Genomic DNA, 16,780 nt, shown 5'->3' with positions numbered 1-16,780 from the left:
ATTAAAATACTCTCTATATGTGCATATAATACACATATAATTTCCTGATAAAAGGCATGCATTGTCATAGTTTATGAAACCTAATAAACTGTAATTAAGTTCACATTTGCACCATACACAAAACATGCCTTTATTTATAATGTTAATAGTCTTTCTCCCAGTTTTCTCTTTATAACTTGTTAGTCTATCTCACATTAAACTAACTAGAAAGCTCTTCCCATTGTTCATATAATTTTTCAATAGTTTCTTGAAGATTCTTAATTTCCTTATTTACTCTCTCACTTTCAGATGGATTAGAATAAACTTCTTCTTTACAAAGTTCCTCCTGTAACTTTTCAAGAGCTTCTTCATTTTGAGTTATATTAGTTTCTATATTCTTAATTTCATTTTGCTTAGCCTTAGCTTCTTTCTCTAGAGCCTTTTTCTTTTTCTTTTCTTCATTTAATTGAGTTTTTGTCTTTCCAGATGCTAGCCCCTCATATGTTTCAAATCTCTGTGGATTCTTCTTTTTTTCAGTATAGTAGCTATAATTCCCAAGATATTCATTGACTCCATGCTCTTCTAATTCCAATATTCTATTAATTACTTTATTTAAAAAATATCTATCATGGGAAATTACAATTAATGTACCATCATAGCTTAAAATTGCTTCTTCAAGAGCCTCTCTCGAAGGAATATCCAAATGATTTGTAGGTTCATCTAATAGAAGTAAGTTTGATTTAGATAACATTAATTTTAGTAGATTTATTCTACATCTTTCTCCTCCGCTCAACTTGTTTATTTCTTTAAATACATCATCGCCTCTAAAAAGAAATGATCCAAGAAATCCTCTAAGTTCACTTGTAGTTAACTCTGGAAAGTCATCCCATACTTCATTTAATATTGTCTTATTAGGATCAAGATTAGATTGTTCCTGATCATAGTATCCTACATTAACATTTACTCCTAAAACCTTAACTCCTGAATCACTTTTAACTTTATCCATTATTATATTAAAAAGTGTGGTTTTCCCCCGGCCATTTTCACCTATTAACGCAATCTTTTCTCCTCTTTTTAAATCAAAAGATAAATTATCGAATAATTTCTTTTCTCCATAGCTTTTAGCCAATTTTTCCACATGAAGCACATCATATCCACTTTTAACGGAAGCCTCAAATTTAATCTTCGATGCGGTTTTTTCTTTATCAGGAGCATCTACAATTTCCATTTTATCAAGTGCCTTTTCTCTACTTTCAGCTGCTTTTATACTTTTCTCTCTATTGAATGACCTAAATTTTTCTATTATTGCTTCTTGTCTTTTTATTTCCGTCTGTTGTAAATTATAAGCTTTTAATTTAGCCTCATAATCTTTCTTCATAAGTTCTAAAGATTTTGTATATGGAGCATTATAACAATTCACATGACCATTTATAACCTGAAATGTTCCTGTTGTTACAGAATCCAAGAAAAATCTATCATGGGAAATTACAATTACAGTTCCTTTATAGGTTTTTAAATATTCTTCAAGCCATTCAATTGCTTCCAAATCCAAATGATTTGTAGGCTCATCAAGCAATAATATATCAGGATTTAAAAGTAATAGCTTACAAAGTGCGACTCTAGTTTTCTGCCCTCCACTTAAAGTTGAAATTAGTTTATCAAAGTCACCTTCAGTAAATCCCAATCCCTTAAGAACTCGAGATATTTCTCCCTTATATGTATATCCACCTCTGTTTTGATACAGATCTTGGGCAGTTCCATAGTCTTTTATAATTTTCTCATGATATGAAGCATTATTTTCATCATACGGTTCATTCATCTTAGCTTCTAACTCTGTAATCTTCCGTTCTAACCTTTGGAGATCTTCAAAAACAATGAGCATTTCATCATAAATCGTTTTGCATGAATCTAATGCTAAATGTTGAGCAAGATAACCCAAAGATTTATTTTTATCTATAAATACTTCTCCATCATCTTGCGTAATTTCTTTTGATAATATCTTAAATAAGGTCGTTTTTCCTTCTCCATTTGATCCAATTATACCAACCTTATCTCCTTCATTTATTGAAAATGTTACATCTTTTAAAATAGTATTTATACCATAACTTTTACATATATTTTTACAACTTAATACAATCATTTTTTATCCTCCAGTATTTCATACGAAAATCCAGAATTTAAACTATAAAGGTTTAATTTAATATTAAAACGTAAATCCTATATATAATGGATTAATAGTTTAACTAAATTTTCTCTACTAAATTATACTATCTTATCGGTGTTATATCAATTTAACTATATTAAGAGTTAATTGATAATTTTTTATTATCTCTACGTAAAATTTGGATTATTATTTAATTTGCTTTATAATAAGTTAAACACGTAATTTGGAGGCAAAATATGACTTTAAAGAATAACAACAAATCTCTTACCCAGAATAAAAAACAATTAAAAGAGGAAGAGTTATTTTTAGCGGCATATGATTTATTTCTTAAAAATGGCATAGAAAAAACTTCGATCGATGATATAACTAAAAATGCAAAAGTAGCAAAAGGGACTTTTTATCTGTATTTCAGTGATAAATATGATATTTTAAATAAATTAATTCTTCAAAAAAGTAATGAAATAATACGAGAAGGATTAGCTAAAACAAATGCTTTTGGAAGCAAAGATTTTAAAGAACGTACACTATTCTTTATTGATTATATAATAAATTATTTAAAAGATAATGTTTCTCTGTTGAAGCTAATTAATAAGAATATTTCATGGGGACTTTATAGAAAGGCAATAATGAAACCAGAAGCATATAATGATGTAAAGAAAGTTCTAGATATTTTTGTAAAAAACCTAACTAAATCAGGAATGAATGAAGAAGAAGCTGAAATGACATTATTTATGATTTTTGAATTAGTTGGCAGCATATGTTTTACTACTATAATATTGAAAGAACCTACAGATATCGAAAGTATAAAACCAATACTTTTTAAAAAAATTTTAGCTATGATAAGCGTGTAACTCATATATATTGAAACCTATTTTTAAAAGCTATGTAAAGAAATATCTTAAAGATTTTACATTATAGTAGTTGTAAATCTTCAAGATATTTTTGTATGTTAAACTGGTTATTAATAGTTATTATTTTTATCGCAATATGCTAATGTAAGTTTTATCAACCTTTTTATAATTACTCTAACTATCGGACGAGGAATTCTATATGAATAGAGAGTCGCGAATATTCCTGGATGTCTTCTTTCAATTCTAGCATAAATTTTATTCACATCATTATCAGAATTATTTCTTTCAAGATCTTCTTCATTTAAATCTGAATCAAGACCTCTTAGTGCATCAAAAGTAGTAGGTATTTCATTATTAGCTATGTTATTAAAATTGAGACCACTACTAATTCCCTCATTTTGATTATCGGAATAATAACATAATTCAGGCATGCCTGTTTCGGAAGGAAATAAATCTAAATTACGATTATTATCATCAATACCAAACGAAGCTTTTTCGTAGATATTTGTACTCATAAATGCTGGTGGAACAAATCTAATATCGTTATCACTCGAGCTGACTTGAGACATATACTTCTTATCAGGGTTCATTTTAAACTACCTCCTATAAATAAATAATATTTGCTTCTCTTAATTAATATGCATAACAATTATATATAGTACAAACTGAAAAGAAAAAGATATGAATTTTACAGCCCTCTTAAGCGAACAATAAATATATTATAGGAATAATATATATATTGGAGGAGATGCATATGAAGATAGAAAATAAGGAAAACATTAAAGACTTATTTGTTGGATTAGATGAAAAAGTGTGTGATTCAGATGGAAACTGTATCGATGGAATAAATTTTGATAATGCAGCTACAACTCCGCCTATTAAGTCAAGTATTGAATATATAAAACAATTGAGCAATACTTATGCTTCTATAGGACGAGGAACAGGTCAAAAAGCTGAAATAACCACCAATTTATATAAAGAATCTAAAAATTTTTTATTGGATTTTTTCAATGTAAAAGATAAAGATAAATATGTTGTAATATACGTTAGTAATACAACTGAAGGTATAAACAAACTAGCAAAAACTCTTACTAAAACTCCAGACGAAATAGTATTAACCTCTAGAATGGAGCATCATTCAAATGATTTGCCTTGGCGAAAAAGAGGTAACGTTGATTATATCGAAGTAGATCAACAAGGCAGACTTAAACTTGAAGAGTTGGAAGAGAAACTAAAGAAAAGCAATGGTAAAATAAAATATGTATCTCTTACTGGAGCTTCTAATGTAACTGGTTATATAAATCATATTCATTTTATAGCAAAACTGGTTCATAAATATGGTGCCAAATTGATTGTAGATGGTGCACAACTTGTACCACACACAAGAGTTAATATTAGCGGGGATACAGATGATGATCAAATTGATTTCTTAGTATTTTCGTCGCACAAAATTTATTCTCCCTTTGGTATAGGAGTCATAATAGGATTAAAAGAGGATTTCATGGATGCAGACCCAGATTATTTAGGTGGTGGAACCGTTGAATTAGTAATGGATAGAGAGGTTAAGTTTCTTACACCACCAGAGAAGAATGAAGCAGGAACACCAAATTTTTTGGGTGTAATGAGCTTAGTTAATTCATTACGAGTTATTAATACCATTGGATACGACTATATAGAAAAACATGAAAGACTTCTTTTAGAGCACACTATAGAAGGACTTAAGAAAATCCCTAAAATTATAAACTATGGAGATACTGAAAACATCAGTGATAGACTTGGAATTGCTACCTTTAATATAGAGGATATGTATCATCATGATGTAGCTGATATCTTGGCTAAAAAGAAAGGAATTTCTGTACGACATGGTTGGTTTTGTTCCCATCCATATTGTAGAAGGCTCATGAACGTAAGTGAAGATGAAGCTAAAGAATTCCTTGATAATCCAGATAAAAAAATGTTAGGAATGATACGAGTAAGTTTTGCATTATATAATTCAATTGAAGAAGTTGATACCTTTTTAAATGTATTAGAAGATATCTCTCTACGAAAAATAAAATAACAAATTTTCTTGATTTAGAGCTAAAAATAAATAGTATAATAAAATTTATTATACTATTGAAAATTCTATTAATTTATAGGATGTATAAATGAAATTCTTCATATATACATCCTTCTTTTAGTTAAATATTAAAACATCTAAGCTTATGATTTTATACTTATTATCTATTGATTAAATACCTTATATTTTGGAAGATTTCTCTCAAAAGCTAAATTAGGAGAATCTTTGATTAATGGCTCAAAATATGAGCACGCTTCAGGTGTTAAAAAATTACCTTCTTTATTAATCCATTCTATAGGGAAATACTTAACATTATTTGCTACATCTTCTGCATTAACTAATGGGTAATTCACTTCATAAGGCTCATTAGATAACCTGTTAATGCTAACCATTTTCCCTGATTCTCCTTGTGAAGCATATTGTAAAGCCATCTTTCCAGCATTATACGCTTCTGTTAAATCAGTGTCTGAAGCACAATGCATTGCACAACGTTGAAGAACCCCAAGTTGTAGTGCTTTTACTCTTGTTGTAAATCCAGCATCAAGAATTATCCTTCTTAAGTATTCAGATACACCTCCTAATTGAACGTGTCCAAATTTATCTTGAGAAACACAATCAAATTCAGAAATGAATCTTCCATCTTTATCTCTTATTCCTTCTGATACAATTATATACACTTTATTTTGTTCTTCAAATCTCTGCCTAACATCATTTAAAAATTTAATTTTATCAAAAGCTGCTTCAGGAAGATATATAAAATCTGCAATTGGTTTTCCATCAAGCTTTGCAATACATGCAGAAGCTGCAAGCCATCCTGTATCCCTTCCCATTGTTTCTAAAATAAATATACCGTTGTTTATGTAAACTGATGCATCTAAATATGTCTCAAGCGCTGTTGTTCCAATGAATTTTGCTGCGCTGCCAAAGCCAGGAGTATGATCAGTGAATTTTAAATCATTATCAATAGTTTTAGGTATACCTATAAAACTTATTCCAATATCATTTTGTTTTGCATATCGTGAAAGCTTTGCTATGGTATCCATAGAATCATTCCCACCAACATAAAAGAATGACGTTATATCATATTCTCTAAGTATTTCTATTAAACTTTCATATTCTTCACTACAAGAATCTAAATCTTTTAATTTATACCTACAAGATCCAAGTCCTGAAGATGGAGTAAATCTAAAATTATCTATTTCATTTTCTGAAACTGATGACAAATCAATTATATTTCTATTTAATATACCCTCAATACCATTTAGGCCTCCATAAACTTTTTCAAAAGTTTTTAGTTCTTTATTAGCATTTAAAAGTCCTACTACACTTGAATTAATTACTGCTGTTGGCCCCCCAGATTGAGCTATTATACAATTTGACATGAAATTTCCTCCTTGTTTGCTATACTAATTTGGTTAAATATGCTATACTATTTAGCCAATAGTAATACACTATTTATTAATATACAACAAAAAAAAGATTTAATAAAGACTTTTTTTAAAATTTTTGCATATATTAAAAAAACTTTAATTATTATAGAGTAAGTCTAATTTTAAAGGAGGAAGAGAAAATGAATTTGTACGATATTATAATAATAGGAATTGCACTGGCCATGGATGCTTTTGGCGTAACATTAGGAATCGGTCTAAATCCTAGAATTAATAGAATCCATAAAATAAAGTTTTTATTATCATTTGCATTCTTTCAGTTTTTATTTACATATGTAGGTGGAAGTTTAGGATATTTATTTGATACTTATATTACATGTATACCTTCCATTGCTGGTGGAATAATTATGGCAATCGTAGGAATTCTTATAATAATAGATGGCTTTAAGGAAAAAGAAACTGAAATTTTAATAAAGAATACTACTTGTTTAATACTTGGAATATCCGTTAGTATAGATGCATTAGTTATAGGATTCACTGCATTTCATGAGATTTCATACAATCTACTACTTTGTGTTGATTCAATTTTGATTGGATTAATCACTTTATTTACATGTACAGTAGGATTTTTTATGTGTAGATATATTAAAAAAATAAAATTTGTTACAACGTATGCTAACTTTTTTGGCGGGATAGCTCTTATATTTTTTGGTTTTAAGATGATATTTTTTTAAGATATTAAATATATGTGATATAATATATTTAATATTTAGCTGTTAGGGGATATGAAAATGGAACCAAAGGAAATTCTTAAAAATAAAGGAATTAAAATAACTAAAGGAAGAACAGAAATCCTAAGTATATTAAAAAATTCTGAAAACAGTTTGTCAGCTGAAAAAATATATCAGATTTATAAAAGCAATAATATAAATATAAATTTGAGCACGGTTTATAGAACTTTAGAATTATTTGAAGAAAAAGAAATTATTGAAAAAATAACTCTAAATGATGGAGTCTTTTCATATAAGCTAAAAGGAAAAACTCATAGGCATCATTTGGAATGTGATATATGTCACAAAGAAGTTGAAATTCCTTGCCCTATGCTTCAAATTCAGGAATTAGTTCAAAATGCGACTGGCTTCACTTTAACAGATCATGACTTGGTTATGAAGGGCGTATGTAAAGATTGCAAAAAAAAACAATAACTAAGTTGTCTTAATATAAGTTATATTTTCTAAAAGGTTTTACAGGAAGATTTGCAGATTGTTTTCAATAGAAATTATGATAAAAACTACTTGTCTAAGGTATTCTTAAACAAGTAGTTTTTCAATTTTAATGTTATAAATATTCAAAAAGTTTTATACTTCATATACTATCTGCTTATTTTCAATGAATCCTGTATGATCATATCTATTAGTTCTGAAAATCCTATATTCAAAGCTGCTGCACTTTTAGGAATTAGGCTATTTTTAGTCATTCCTGGAAGAGTATTTATTTCTAAAATGTATGGTACACCTTCCTCTGTAACTATCATATCAACTCTAGAATACACTTCGCATTTAAGTGCCTTATAAGTTTCTAACGCCATCTTTTCTACTTCCTTGTGTAACTCTGCTTCTAGCTCAACCACTATTTCTTCTGCCCCTCCATCTTGATATTTAGATGTAAAGTCAAAGAATTCAGCCTTAGGCTTAATTGCAATTACTGGAAGCATTTTATTATTATATACAGGACAAGTTATTTCATCACCTTTTATAAATTTTTCTATCATAACTTCACTATCCCATTTAAAAGCTTCTGAAACACAGTTTTCAATTTCCTTATCTTCTTTAACTATAAATGTTGCAACACTTGATCCACCATGAGTAGGTTTTACTACAACTGGATATCCTAATTCATTTATTTTATTGAAATCTATATTATCACCTTTTCTTAAATTAATCCAAGAAGCAGTTCTAATCCCATTTGCCTCTAAAACGGATTTTGATACGTCTTTATCCATGCACATAGCACTACTTAAAGGTCCACACCCTGAATATGGTATACCTAGTGTTTGAAGCACTGATTGAACTGTTCCATCCTCCCCAAATTGGCCATGTAAAGCTAAAAGTGCGAAATCTATCCCTTTAGATTTATTTATTATATCTTCTTTTTTATCTATTACAATTGGTAACACTTCATACTTTTCCTTGTTTATATTTTCAATTATAGATTTTCCACTTTGCAATGATATCTCTCTTTCTGATGATATACCACCCATTATAACTCCAATTTTCATAGATTACCTCCAAAATACTTATTAATATTTCCCGTTAATTAAATTTATTCATTCTAACTTATCTTTATTTTATTAAATTAACAGCACAATTAAAAGAACCACTTTGACTATAAATTGTCTTAATTGTGGTTCGTGAAAATTTTATAACTATTCTTTTATCTGTTAGTTTTATTATCATAACTACATAAATCCCTTATTGGACATTCCCCACACTTAGGATTTCTAGCACTACAACATCTTCTTCCATGAAATATAAGTAGATGATGCATAAGAGTCCACTCTTTCTTTGGTAGTTCTTTTTGTAATTGTTTTTCAACTTCTAAAACATTTTCCGAATCTGCAAGTTTTAATCTATTCGATACTCTAAAAACATGTGTATCTACAGCAATAGATGGTACATTAAAGGCATTTGATAAAACAACATTAGCAGTTTTTCTTCCCGCTCCAGCAAGTGAAGTTATTTCTTCCATTGTCTTTGGGACTTCTCCGTTAAATTTTTCCTTAAGTTGATTGAACATAAGTATTAAATTTTTAGATTTATTTCTATATAAACCTATTTGTTTTATCCGTTTTTCAAGTTCCTCATTCGTTAATGTTAAAAGTGAATCTAAATCTGGATAATCCTTAAATAAATCTTTTGTTACCTCATTTACTTTTTTATCTGTTGTTTGAGCAGACAATATTGTAGCTATCAGCAATTGTAGTGGTGTTTCATAATTCAATTCACATTTTGCATCTGGATATGTCTCTTTTAATATATCTACAATTTTTTTTGTCCTTGCTTTCATATCTTTTGTAATCTCCTTACTTATAAATTCCTCTATAACTTTCAGGTAAAAGACTAGCTATACTCCTCATTAGGATATCCATACATTTATTATCATATTCATGTTTGTCTTCATCCTTTTCTTTAGCAGGAAATACAATTTTTTCACCTATATTTATAGTAACATCAGCATGTTGCCATTTCTCTGCTCCCATATCACCACTTTTACTTATAGGTAATAACTTATCTGTTCCAGACATACCAATTGGAATTATTTCTGCTTTCGCCATCCTTGCAAATAACAGAATTCCCTTTTTACCTTCTATCATAGCACCTGTCCTACTCCTAGTACCTTCAGGAAATATTAAAATATCATTTCCCTCTTTAAGAGTTTTAACAACTCTTGTAATAGCTTCCTTATCAGCAGAATTAGGCTTTATTGGTATGTTCTTCACTATCTGAGTTCCTAATTTCGTTATTGGATCTTCTGACAATTTTATTCCCATTACAAAATGAGGATCACTTTTCTCTTTTAGCATTTTTGATAAAACTAATCCATCCGAATTACTCAAGTGATTACATACAAATATTCTTGGTTTTTTTACTTTATCTATATTATCTGCTCCATTAACAGTTATATTAGCATATTTTCTTATATAATTATCTACTATTTTTTTTGCTATTTTTATAATTATTCCTTCTGGCATCATTCTTATTAATTTTATTGCAACTGGTGATAACATTTTTCTCCAACCTTTCTTAATAATCACATTTTATATTATACTACTAATTACATTTTATTACAATTATTCAATTCTATACAAGTATTACATGCATAATATATTATTGATTATTATTTATATACATTATATATGCTTTCATATGTCTATGCAATTACCAAAAATATTAAGGTTATTGTAAGATTTAACACCAATTATACTAATATCTTCTTTTATTATTATAACTTATTTGCAAAAAGCATTTTAATTATGACCAGGATAAATTAATATAACTTATTTAACTTTATCAGAATTTTAATATAAAAAATACATTAACTAAACTTTCTTGGTCTAAAGTTTAATTAATGCATCTATTAATTTTCAGATTATGATACATTTCTTAATAAAATAATTAATAAAAAATGCTCTATTTTAATATTTAGTAAAACCTCTTAACTTAGTAAAATTCCTATAAATAAATGCTACTGAACTATACAAGATACGAGTTTATATTAATTGTACTTCATATATTCCAATACTATAAAGCATTAAATAACCATATCGTTAAATATTTTCTTTTTGCGTCCTTTTAAATCACTAATTTCAATTATTGCTGCACTTGCACTATTTCTAACAATATTTTTAGCCTGAACTCCTATTGCTGTTGCACTTGCTGGTACATTCTTTACAACTACAGCATTAGCTCCTATCTTAGCACCCTTTCCTACAGTTATAGGTCCAAGCACCTTTGCACCTGTACCTATTAAAACATCATCCTCAATAGTTGGATGCCTTTTCCCTACATCCTTACCTGTACCACCTAGAGTTACACCATGATAAAGCGTAACATTATCGCCAACTTCTGCAGTCTCACCAATAACTACTCCCATTCCATGATCTATAAACAACCCTTTTCCTATCTTAGCTCCCGGATGAATTTCTATACCTGTAAAAAACCTAGATAATTGGGAAATTAATCTCGCCAAGAAAAACCATTTCTTTAAATATAGGGCATGTGCGATTCTATATGATATTAGTGCATGAATACATGGGTACAATAATAATACTTCCAGTTTACTTTTAGCTGCTGGATCTTCGTTTAAAACTCTTTCTAGATCGTAATTTAATTTTTTAAACACAGCCTATTCTCCTTTCTATAGTTTTCAGTAGAGCTTTTCACATATACAATTATTAATAGAACTTCATTAGTATCTTAAGTTAAATCAATTGTTTCACTGTTAATTGCTGATGATTAATAAAACTTTTATAGTTAAATTAATTAATCATATAATCCCATAGATATATACTTTTCTCCCCCATCTGGAGCAATAGCCAATACCTTTTTACCTTTTCCAAGTCTTTTTGCAACCTGTATTGCTGCATATACAGCTGCACCTGAAGATATTCCAATCAATACCCCTTCATTTTCAGCAAATGCTTTTGCTGTTTTAAATGCATCTTCATCTCTTACTTGTAGTATTTCATCTACATATTCCTTATCATAAACTCCTGGAACAAATCCTGCCCCTATACCTTGAATTTTATGACCACCTGGATTTCCACCACTTAAAACTGGTGAATTTGCTGGTTCAACTGCAAATGCTTTAATATCCGAATTCTTCTTTTTTAAATTTTTAGATACTCCTATCACAGTTCCACCACTTCCAACTCCTGCAACAAAGGCATCTAAATCTGGAATGTCTTTATATATTTCTTCTGCTGTTGTTTCATAGTGCTTTTCTGGATTAGCTATATTTTCAAATTGTTGAGGGATAAAAAATCCTTCTCCACTTCCTATTTCTAGAGCCTTTTCTATAGCTCCCTTCATCCCCTTAGATCCTTCAGTCAATATCAGATTTGCGCCGTATGCTTTTATAAGATCTCTTCTTTCCTTACTCATTGTTTCTGGCATTACTATTGTTACACTATAACCTTTCAATTTTCCTATAAGTGCGAGTGCTATTCCTGTATTTCCGCTTGTAGGCTCTACTATTGTTGCCCCTGGCTTTAATACTCCTTCTTTCTCAGCTCTTTCGATCATTCCTAACGCTGCTCTGTCTTTAACACTTCCACCCGGATTAAATTTTTCAAGTTTTACGTATATATCTGCACTATTTTCGTCCTTAATTAAATTATTAATTTTTAAAATAGGTGTATTTCCTATTAACTCTAATCCTCCATTATAAACCATATTATTATTCTCCTCCTCAAACTTCTACTAATTTTAGTATATCTTTTTACATTCTTTTTATATTAAATATAATAAAAAAACTTCATCCTCCATAAAAAATTATAGAGACGAAGTAAATTTCGCGGTTCCACTCTAATTGGATTAAATAACTAATCCCTCTCAATTTTGATACTTAAGATATCATATCACTATAACGGGTGATCCCGGAAAATCATACTAAAAAATATATCAAAAAATCAATGGATATACTATCGCTCCATTTTTTAATATAATTAATTTCAAATTTCAACTCCAAAGAGCACTTCACATAAATTCTAGATAAAAAGTTCTCAGCATCCTTTTCTCTCTGTAAACTTCCTTTATGCTACTTTTCTTTTTCATAGTTTTTAATTCTTAGTGTTTTGATAGGTTTTATATTATAATTATATTCTTTCTAAAAAAAAAGTCAATACTTTTTAAAGTTTTAATTAAAAAGTGTTGACTTTCTTAAATATATAAAAATAAGTATTCCTGATGGTAAATACTAAAACTAAAATATTCTTTTTATTAAAAATTCAAATAATTTATGTTCTAATTTTTCTTCTTCCAGAGTGGATACAAAAATTCATCTATTAAATCATGAATAATTACTATTCCAATTAATTTTTCGTATTCATCTACTACTGGCACTGAATTCAAATCATATTTTGAGGCAACTTCTATAGCTTCGCTAATTTCATCATCATGCCTTACACGTGATACAGAATAGTCCATTATTTCTCTTATCTTCAACTCACTATCACTAACTATTAAATCTCTTAAAGATACCACACCTTGAACACGTTCTTCTTCATCCGTTATGTAAATATAATAAATAACTTCTTCATCTGGTTTTGTTTCTTTCAATATCTCAATAGTATCTCCAACTGTAATATCTAGATTAACAGATATAAATTCTTTACTCATTATACTACCAACAGTTTCATCCTCATATTGCAACAATTCCTTAACTTCATCTGCATCTTCTTTTTCTAAATTCACTAATATTTTTTCTCTTTCCTCTTCATCTAAATCATCTAACAAATCAGCTATCTCATCATTAGGCATATTTTCTAGCACTTCTACAGTTTTGCTGTCAGATAATTCCTTAATTATTGTCCCCTTATATTCTGAATCTATTTCCTCTAATGTATCGGCTGCTAAATCCTCATCCAGCGATTCCAACACTTGTTTTCTTGAGTTTGTATCTAGATTTTCTAATATATCTGCAAGGTCCGCTGGATGTAGAGTTGACAATTTTTTATATGGTATGGATAATTTCAAATTATTTTCAACCATTTCCAAGGATTCAACATCATCCCATCTTAAAACTTTATCTTCTAACTTCTTTCTCATGATCCCGTATATGAATTTCATAATACCAGCTATTTTTAGTCTTCTGTATCTCGCTAATTTTCCTGTTTCAACTCCAATAACTCTGTATTCTCCTGCAATTTTTGCGATTCTCAAATCATTAACCCTTACAACTTGTTTTCCATTTATATCAACTATCTTTTTATCTAATAGATTTTCTGAAAGAAGATAGCTGTACCTCATCGGTAATATTTCTTTACTTCCTCTTGTTGTGATCTTAATTTTACCATCCCTATTTAAAAATTCTATATATCTAAACTCATAATGAAAGGCTACTCCGTCCTTTTTAAGCTTATACCCAATTATTCTAGGATATCCATCCTCCGTAGTCACATAAATGTCTCTTAGAGTTCCTAAAACATCTCCAAACTCGTCATAAACTTTTTTATCTAGAATGTTAGTATATAGAAATATAGATAATTCCATCTTAATTATTTCCCCCCTACTTCTGCAGAAAGAAAATCCTTAAGTAAAATTAGTATTGTAACTAAATTGCATCTACTTATATCTTTTAAGGCAAGATAAAAGATTTTCCTTCTGAATATATTTAGTTTTTGCCATATTATAGTTTATATTCTGAGGTCCTTCCTCCATCTTTTACACCGCCCTGTATATCTTCACTTAGTTATAATTTACTACTATCTCTAATTATTATATTACATAGAAGTAAAAAGGCAATAATTTTTTGTTTTGATTTATCTTTTAAACACATAAAAATTTCTTTAATTAATCCTCAATTTGTAAATTATAAATATTTCTTTATGAGTTGCATTGAATTTACACTACACTTGCCTATTGATATTGTTTGTAAACTAATTATTGTTATGTTAATATACTTTAAGAATAAGCTTTAAAAGCTTATTCATTTGACTTTTTAATTATTTATTACGTTAGTATAATATCCCAATATAGCGATCTTTAATATACGTAATTTTAATATAAATATGCTTTAAGTAAAATAAATTAAGAATTGGAGTTAATATTATATGAAGCTTTGTAAAGAATTCTTACCTATTAGTAAAGAAGACTTAAAAAAAAGAAAAATTGACCAATTAGATTTTATTATTGTTTCTGGCGATGCTTATGTAGATCACCCTTCTTTTGGTACTGCTATTATAGGCAGAACTCTTGAAGCACAAGGTTTTAATGTTGGTATTATAGCTCAACCTAATTGGCATAGTTCTGAGGATTTCAAAAAATTAGGTAAGCCTAAATATGGTTTCCTAGTTAATTCAGGGAATATAGATTCTATGGTTAATCACTATACGGCCGCAAAGAAAACAAGACGTGAAGACTTATATTCTCCTGGAGGAGAGGCTGGCCACAGACCAGATAGATCAATAATTGTTTACTGCAACAGAATACGTGAAGCTTATAAAGATGCAGCTATTGCAATCGGAGGAATAGAGGCAAGTCTTAGACGTTTTGCTCACTATGACTACTGGGATAACAAAGTTAGAAGAAGTATCCTTGTAGATTCCAAAGCTGATTTATTGATGTACGGCATGGGCGAAAAAACCGTTGTTCAAATTGCAGAGTTATTAAGATATGGAGCAAATATTAAAAATATAACAAGTGTTCGTGGGACTTGTTATTTGACTAAAGATATATCTAATATTAAAAATGCAGTTATAGTCCCTTCATTTGACGAAGTATCTACGGATAAGGAAGCTTATGGTGAAGCTTATAAATTAGAATACTACGAACAAGATTCTATAAACGGTAGAACTATAATTCAACAATACGGTGATAGATATTTAGTTCAAAATCCACCTCAAGAAAACTTAACTCAAGAAGAAATGGATATGACATATGATTTACCTTACACAAGAACCTATCACCCTATATATGAAGAAAAGGGCGGCATACCTGCAATACAAGAAGTTAAATTTTCTATAACAAGCCATAGAGGCTGTTTCGGCTCATGTTCATTTTGTGCGCTAACATTTCATCAAGGAAGAGTAATTCAGAATAGAGGGCAAGAGTCAATAATTGACGAAGCAAAGCTTTTAACGACTTTACCTGACTTCAAAGGATATATTCATGATATTGGAGGTCCTACTGCAAATTTTAGACATAGAGCTTGTAAGAAACAAATAGAACACGGTACTTGCAAAAATAAACAATGTATGTTCCCTAGCCCATGTAAAAACTTGATAATAGATCATACTGAGTATCTTTCTCTATTAAAGAAAGTTAGAAAACTTCCTGGAATAAAAAAGGTATTTATACGTTCTGGTCTAAGATATGATTATTTAATACATGATAAAAATGATGCATTTTTTAAAGAATTATGTGAGCATCATATTAGTGGTCAGTTAAAGGTTGCTCCAGAACATGTAGTTCCAAAAGTATTGAATCAGATGGGTAAACCAACAAGAGAAGTCTATGATAAATTTGTTAATAAGTATTTTCAAATTAATAAGCAAATAGATAAAAAGCAATTTTTAGTGCCTTATTTAATGTCATCTCACCCAGGTTCTGATATAAATGCAGCAATAGATTTAGCATTATACATTAAAGAGATGGGATATACACCTGAACAAGTGCAAGATTTTTACCCAACACCAGGAAGCTTATCAACAACAATGTATTATACTGGATTCAACCCAATTACCGGAGAAAAAGTTTATATTCCAAAAACACCCGAAGAGAAAGAAATGCAAAGAGCTTTAATACAGTTTGCTGTTCCTAAAAATTATCAAAAAGTAAAGAAAGCTCTACTTAAAGCTCACAGAGAAGACCTAATTGGTAATAGTAAAAACTGTTTAATAGGCTTTGCTCCTGGAAAACTAGGCTATCAAGGTAAGCATAAATCAAACGATAGTCCTAGGAATAACTCAAATAAAAATTCAAATGTTAGTAGTAAAATATCTAATGAAAAAAATTCTATGAGTAATACTAAGAATAATTCAACTAATAGCAATAAAAAACACTCAAATAAACATTCATCTGATAATTATTCAAATAGAAGAAAAAGAACCATATAAAAG

The 16,780-nt window shown here is 29.0% G+C and carries 14 protein-coding genes and 1 other annotated feature; of the genes, 5 read left to right on the top strand and 9 right to left on the bottom strand.

Annotated elements, in window-relative coordinates; genetic code table 11:
• Positions 1-199: 199 nt before the first annotated feature.
• Positions 200-2,119 carry a ribosomal protection-like ABC-F family protein gene (abc-f, locus tag F3K33_RS03370; protein ID WP_039770292.1) on the bottom strand — a complete coding sequence of 640 codons (1,920 nt, stop codon included), beginning with the start codon at positions 2,117-2,119 and terminating at the stop codon, positions 200-202.
• Positions 2,120-2,379: 260 nt separating this feature from the next.
• Between abc-f and F3K33_RS03365 the strand changes: the two genes are divergently transcribed.
• Positions 2,380-2,994: a TetR/AcrR family transcriptional regulator gene (locus F3K33_RS03365; RefSeq protein WP_017212506.1), complete on the top strand. Its 615-nt coding sequence runs from the start codon at positions 2,380-2,382 to the stop codon at positions 2,992-2,994.
• A 110-nt stretch (positions 2,995-3,104) separates the two neighbouring features.
• Here F3K33_RS03365 and F3K33_RS03360 read toward each other — a convergent pair whose 3' ends face one another.
• On the bottom strand, positions 3,105-3,584 hold the full coding sequence (locus tag F3K33_RS03360) for a hypothetical protein (RefSeq protein WP_039770294.1): 480 nt from the start codon (positions 3,582-3,584) through the stop codon (positions 3,105-3,107).
• 164 nt (positions 3,585-3,748) lie between these two features.
• Between F3K33_RS03360 and F3K33_RS03355 the strand changes: the two genes are divergently transcribed.
• The gene (locus F3K33_RS03355) at positions 3,749-5,053 is read left to right on the top strand and encodes an aminotransferase class V-fold PLP-dependent enzyme (RefSeq protein WP_011967933.1); all 1,305 of its coding nucleotides are present in this window, start codon (positions 3,749-3,751) and stop codon (positions 5,051-5,053) included.
• Positions 5,054-5,217: 164 nt separating this feature from the next.
• Here F3K33_RS03355 and F3K33_RS03350 read toward each other — a convergent pair whose 3' ends face one another.
• Positions 5,218-6,435, bottom strand: a complete 1,218-nt coding sequence (locus F3K33_RS03350) for a 6-phosphofructokinase (RefSeq protein ID WP_023973666.1) — start codon at positions 6,433-6,435, stop codon at positions 5,218-5,220.
• Between the two features lie 188 nt (positions 6,436-6,623).
• Here F3K33_RS03350 and F3K33_RS03345 point away from each other — a divergent pair, with 188 nt between their 5' ends.
• Positions 6,624-7,175, top strand: a complete 552-nt coding sequence (locus F3K33_RS03345) for a manganese efflux pump MntP (protein WP_011967931.1) — start codon at positions 6,624-6,626, stop codon at positions 7,173-7,175.
• A 57-nt stretch (positions 7,176-7,232) separates the two neighbouring features.
• On the top strand, positions 7,233-7,646 hold the full coding sequence (locus tag F3K33_RS03340) for a Fur family transcriptional regulator (RefSeq protein WP_011967930.1): 414 nt from the start codon (positions 7,233-7,235) through the stop codon (positions 7,644-7,646).
• Positions 7,647-7,813: 167 nt separating this feature from the next.
• Here the strand turns inward: F3K33_RS03340 and F3K33_RS03335 are convergent, their stop codons facing one another.
• The 6 genes from F3K33_RS03335 to F3K33_RS03310 form a co-directional block, all read right to left on the bottom strand.
• Positions 7,814-8,719, bottom strand: a complete 906-nt coding sequence (locus F3K33_RS03335; RefSeq protein WP_023973668.1) for a D-alanine--D-alanine ligase — start codon at positions 8,717-8,719, stop codon at positions 7,814-7,816.
• Positions 8,720-8,874: 155 nt separating this feature from the next.
• Complete coding sequence (gene nth, locus F3K33_RS03330) at positions 8,875-9,507, bottom strand: endonuclease III (RefSeq protein ID WP_023973669.1); 633 nt, start codon at positions 9,505-9,507, stop codon at positions 8,875-8,877.
• 16 nt (positions 9,508-9,523) lie between these two features.
• Positions 9,524-10,228, bottom strand: coding sequence for a lysophospholipid acyltransferase family protein (locus F3K33_RS03325; RefSeq protein ID WP_023973670.1), 705 nt, complete (start codon positions 10,226-10,228; stop codon positions 9,524-9,526).
• A 524-nt stretch (positions 10,229-10,752) separates the two neighbouring features.
• Positions 10,753-11,343, bottom strand: a complete 591-nt coding sequence (epsC, locus tag F3K33_RS03320) for a serine O-acetyltransferase EpsC (RefSeq protein WP_023973671.1) — start codon at positions 11,341-11,343, stop codon at positions 10,753-10,755.
• Between the two features lie 140 nt (positions 11,344-11,483).
• Complete coding sequence (cysK, locus tag F3K33_RS03315) at positions 11,484-12,395, bottom strand: cysteine synthase A (RefSeq protein ID WP_011967925.1); 912 nt, start codon at positions 12,393-12,395, stop codon at positions 11,484-11,486.
• A 100-nt stretch (positions 12,396-12,495) separates the two neighbouring features.
• Positions 12,496-12,785, bottom strand: a binding site (T-box leader).
• Between the two features lie 180 nt (positions 12,786-12,965).
• Entirely contained in the window at positions 12,966-14,213 is a 1,248-nt protein-coding gene (locus F3K33_RS03310) for a magnesium transporter MgtE N-terminal domain-containing protein (protein ID WP_023973672.1), read from the bottom strand.
• Positions 14,214-14,773: 560 nt separating this feature from the next.
• On the opposite strand from F3K33_RS03310, the gene F3K33_RS03305 reads away from it, so the two are divergent.
• Positions 14,774-16,777 carry a YgiQ family radical SAM protein gene (locus F3K33_RS03305; RefSeq protein WP_023973674.1) on the top strand — a complete coding sequence of 668 codons (2,004 nt, stop codon included), beginning with the start codon at positions 14,774-14,776 and terminating at the stop codon, positions 16,775-16,777.
• Positions 16,778-16,780: the final 3 nt, after the last annotated feature.

It is taken from the genome of Clostridium beijerinckii (assembly GCF_008705175.1).
In the GTDB taxonomy this organism is placed as follows: Bacteria; Bacillota; Clostridia; order Clostridiales; family Clostridiaceae; genus Clostridium; species Clostridium beijerinckii.
This window is presented reverse-complemented; position numbering and strand designations above follow the sequence as displayed.

What these genes read in the sequence shown, in the direction of transcription:
- F3K33_RS03340 (WP_011967930.1), top strand. Translation starts at nt 7,233, where the DNA reads ATGGAACCAAAGGAAATTCTTAAAAATAAAGGAATTAAAATAACTAAA.
- F3K33_RS03350 (WP_023973666.1), bottom strand. Translation starts at nt 6,435, where the DNA reads ATGTCAAATTGTATAATAGCTCAATCTGGGGGGCCAACAGCAGTAATT.
- nth (WP_023973669.1), bottom strand. Translation starts at nt 9,507, where the DNA reads ATGAAAGCAAGGACAAAAAAAATTGTAGATATATTAAAAGAGACATAT.
- F3K33_RS03335 (WP_023973668.1), bottom strand. Translation starts at nt 8,719, where the DNA reads ATGAAAATTGGAGTTATAATGGGTGGTATATCATCAGAAAGAGAGATA.
- F3K33_RS03360 (WP_039770294.1), bottom strand. Translation starts at nt 3,584, where the DNA reads ATGAACCCTGATAAGAAGTATATGTCTCAAGTCAGCTCGAGTGATAAC.
- F3K33_RS03325 (WP_023973670.1), bottom strand. Translation starts at nt 10,228, where the DNA reads ATGTTATCACCAGTTGCAATAAAATTAATAAGAATGATGCCAGAAGGA.
- cysK (WP_011967925.1), bottom strand. Translation starts at nt 12,395, where the DNA reads ATGGTTTATAATGGAGGATTAGAGTTAATAGGAAATACACCTATTTTA.
- abc-f (WP_039770292.1), bottom strand. Translation starts at nt 2,119, where the DNA reads ATGATTGTATTAAGTTGTAAAAATATATGTAAAAGTTATGGTATAAAT.
- F3K33_RS03345 (WP_011967931.1), top strand. Translation starts at nt 6,624, where the DNA reads ATGAATTTGTACGATATTATAATAATAGGAATTGCACTGGCCATGGAT.
- F3K33_RS03305 (WP_023973674.1), top strand. Translation starts at nt 14,774, where the DNA reads ATGAAGCTTTGTAAAGAATTCTTACCTATTAGTAAAGAAGACTTAAAA.
- F3K33_RS03365 (WP_017212506.1), top strand. Translation starts at nt 2,380, where the DNA reads ATGACTTTAAAGAATAACAACAAATCTCTTACCCAGAATAAAAAACAA.
- F3K33_RS03310 (WP_023973672.1), bottom strand. Translation starts at nt 14,213, where the DNA reads ATGGAATTATCTATATTTCTATATACTAACATTCTAGATAAAAAAGTT.
- F3K33_RS03355 (WP_011967933.1), top strand. Translation starts at nt 3,749, where the DNA reads ATGAAGATAGAAAATAAGGAAAACATTAAAGACTTATTTGTTGGATTA.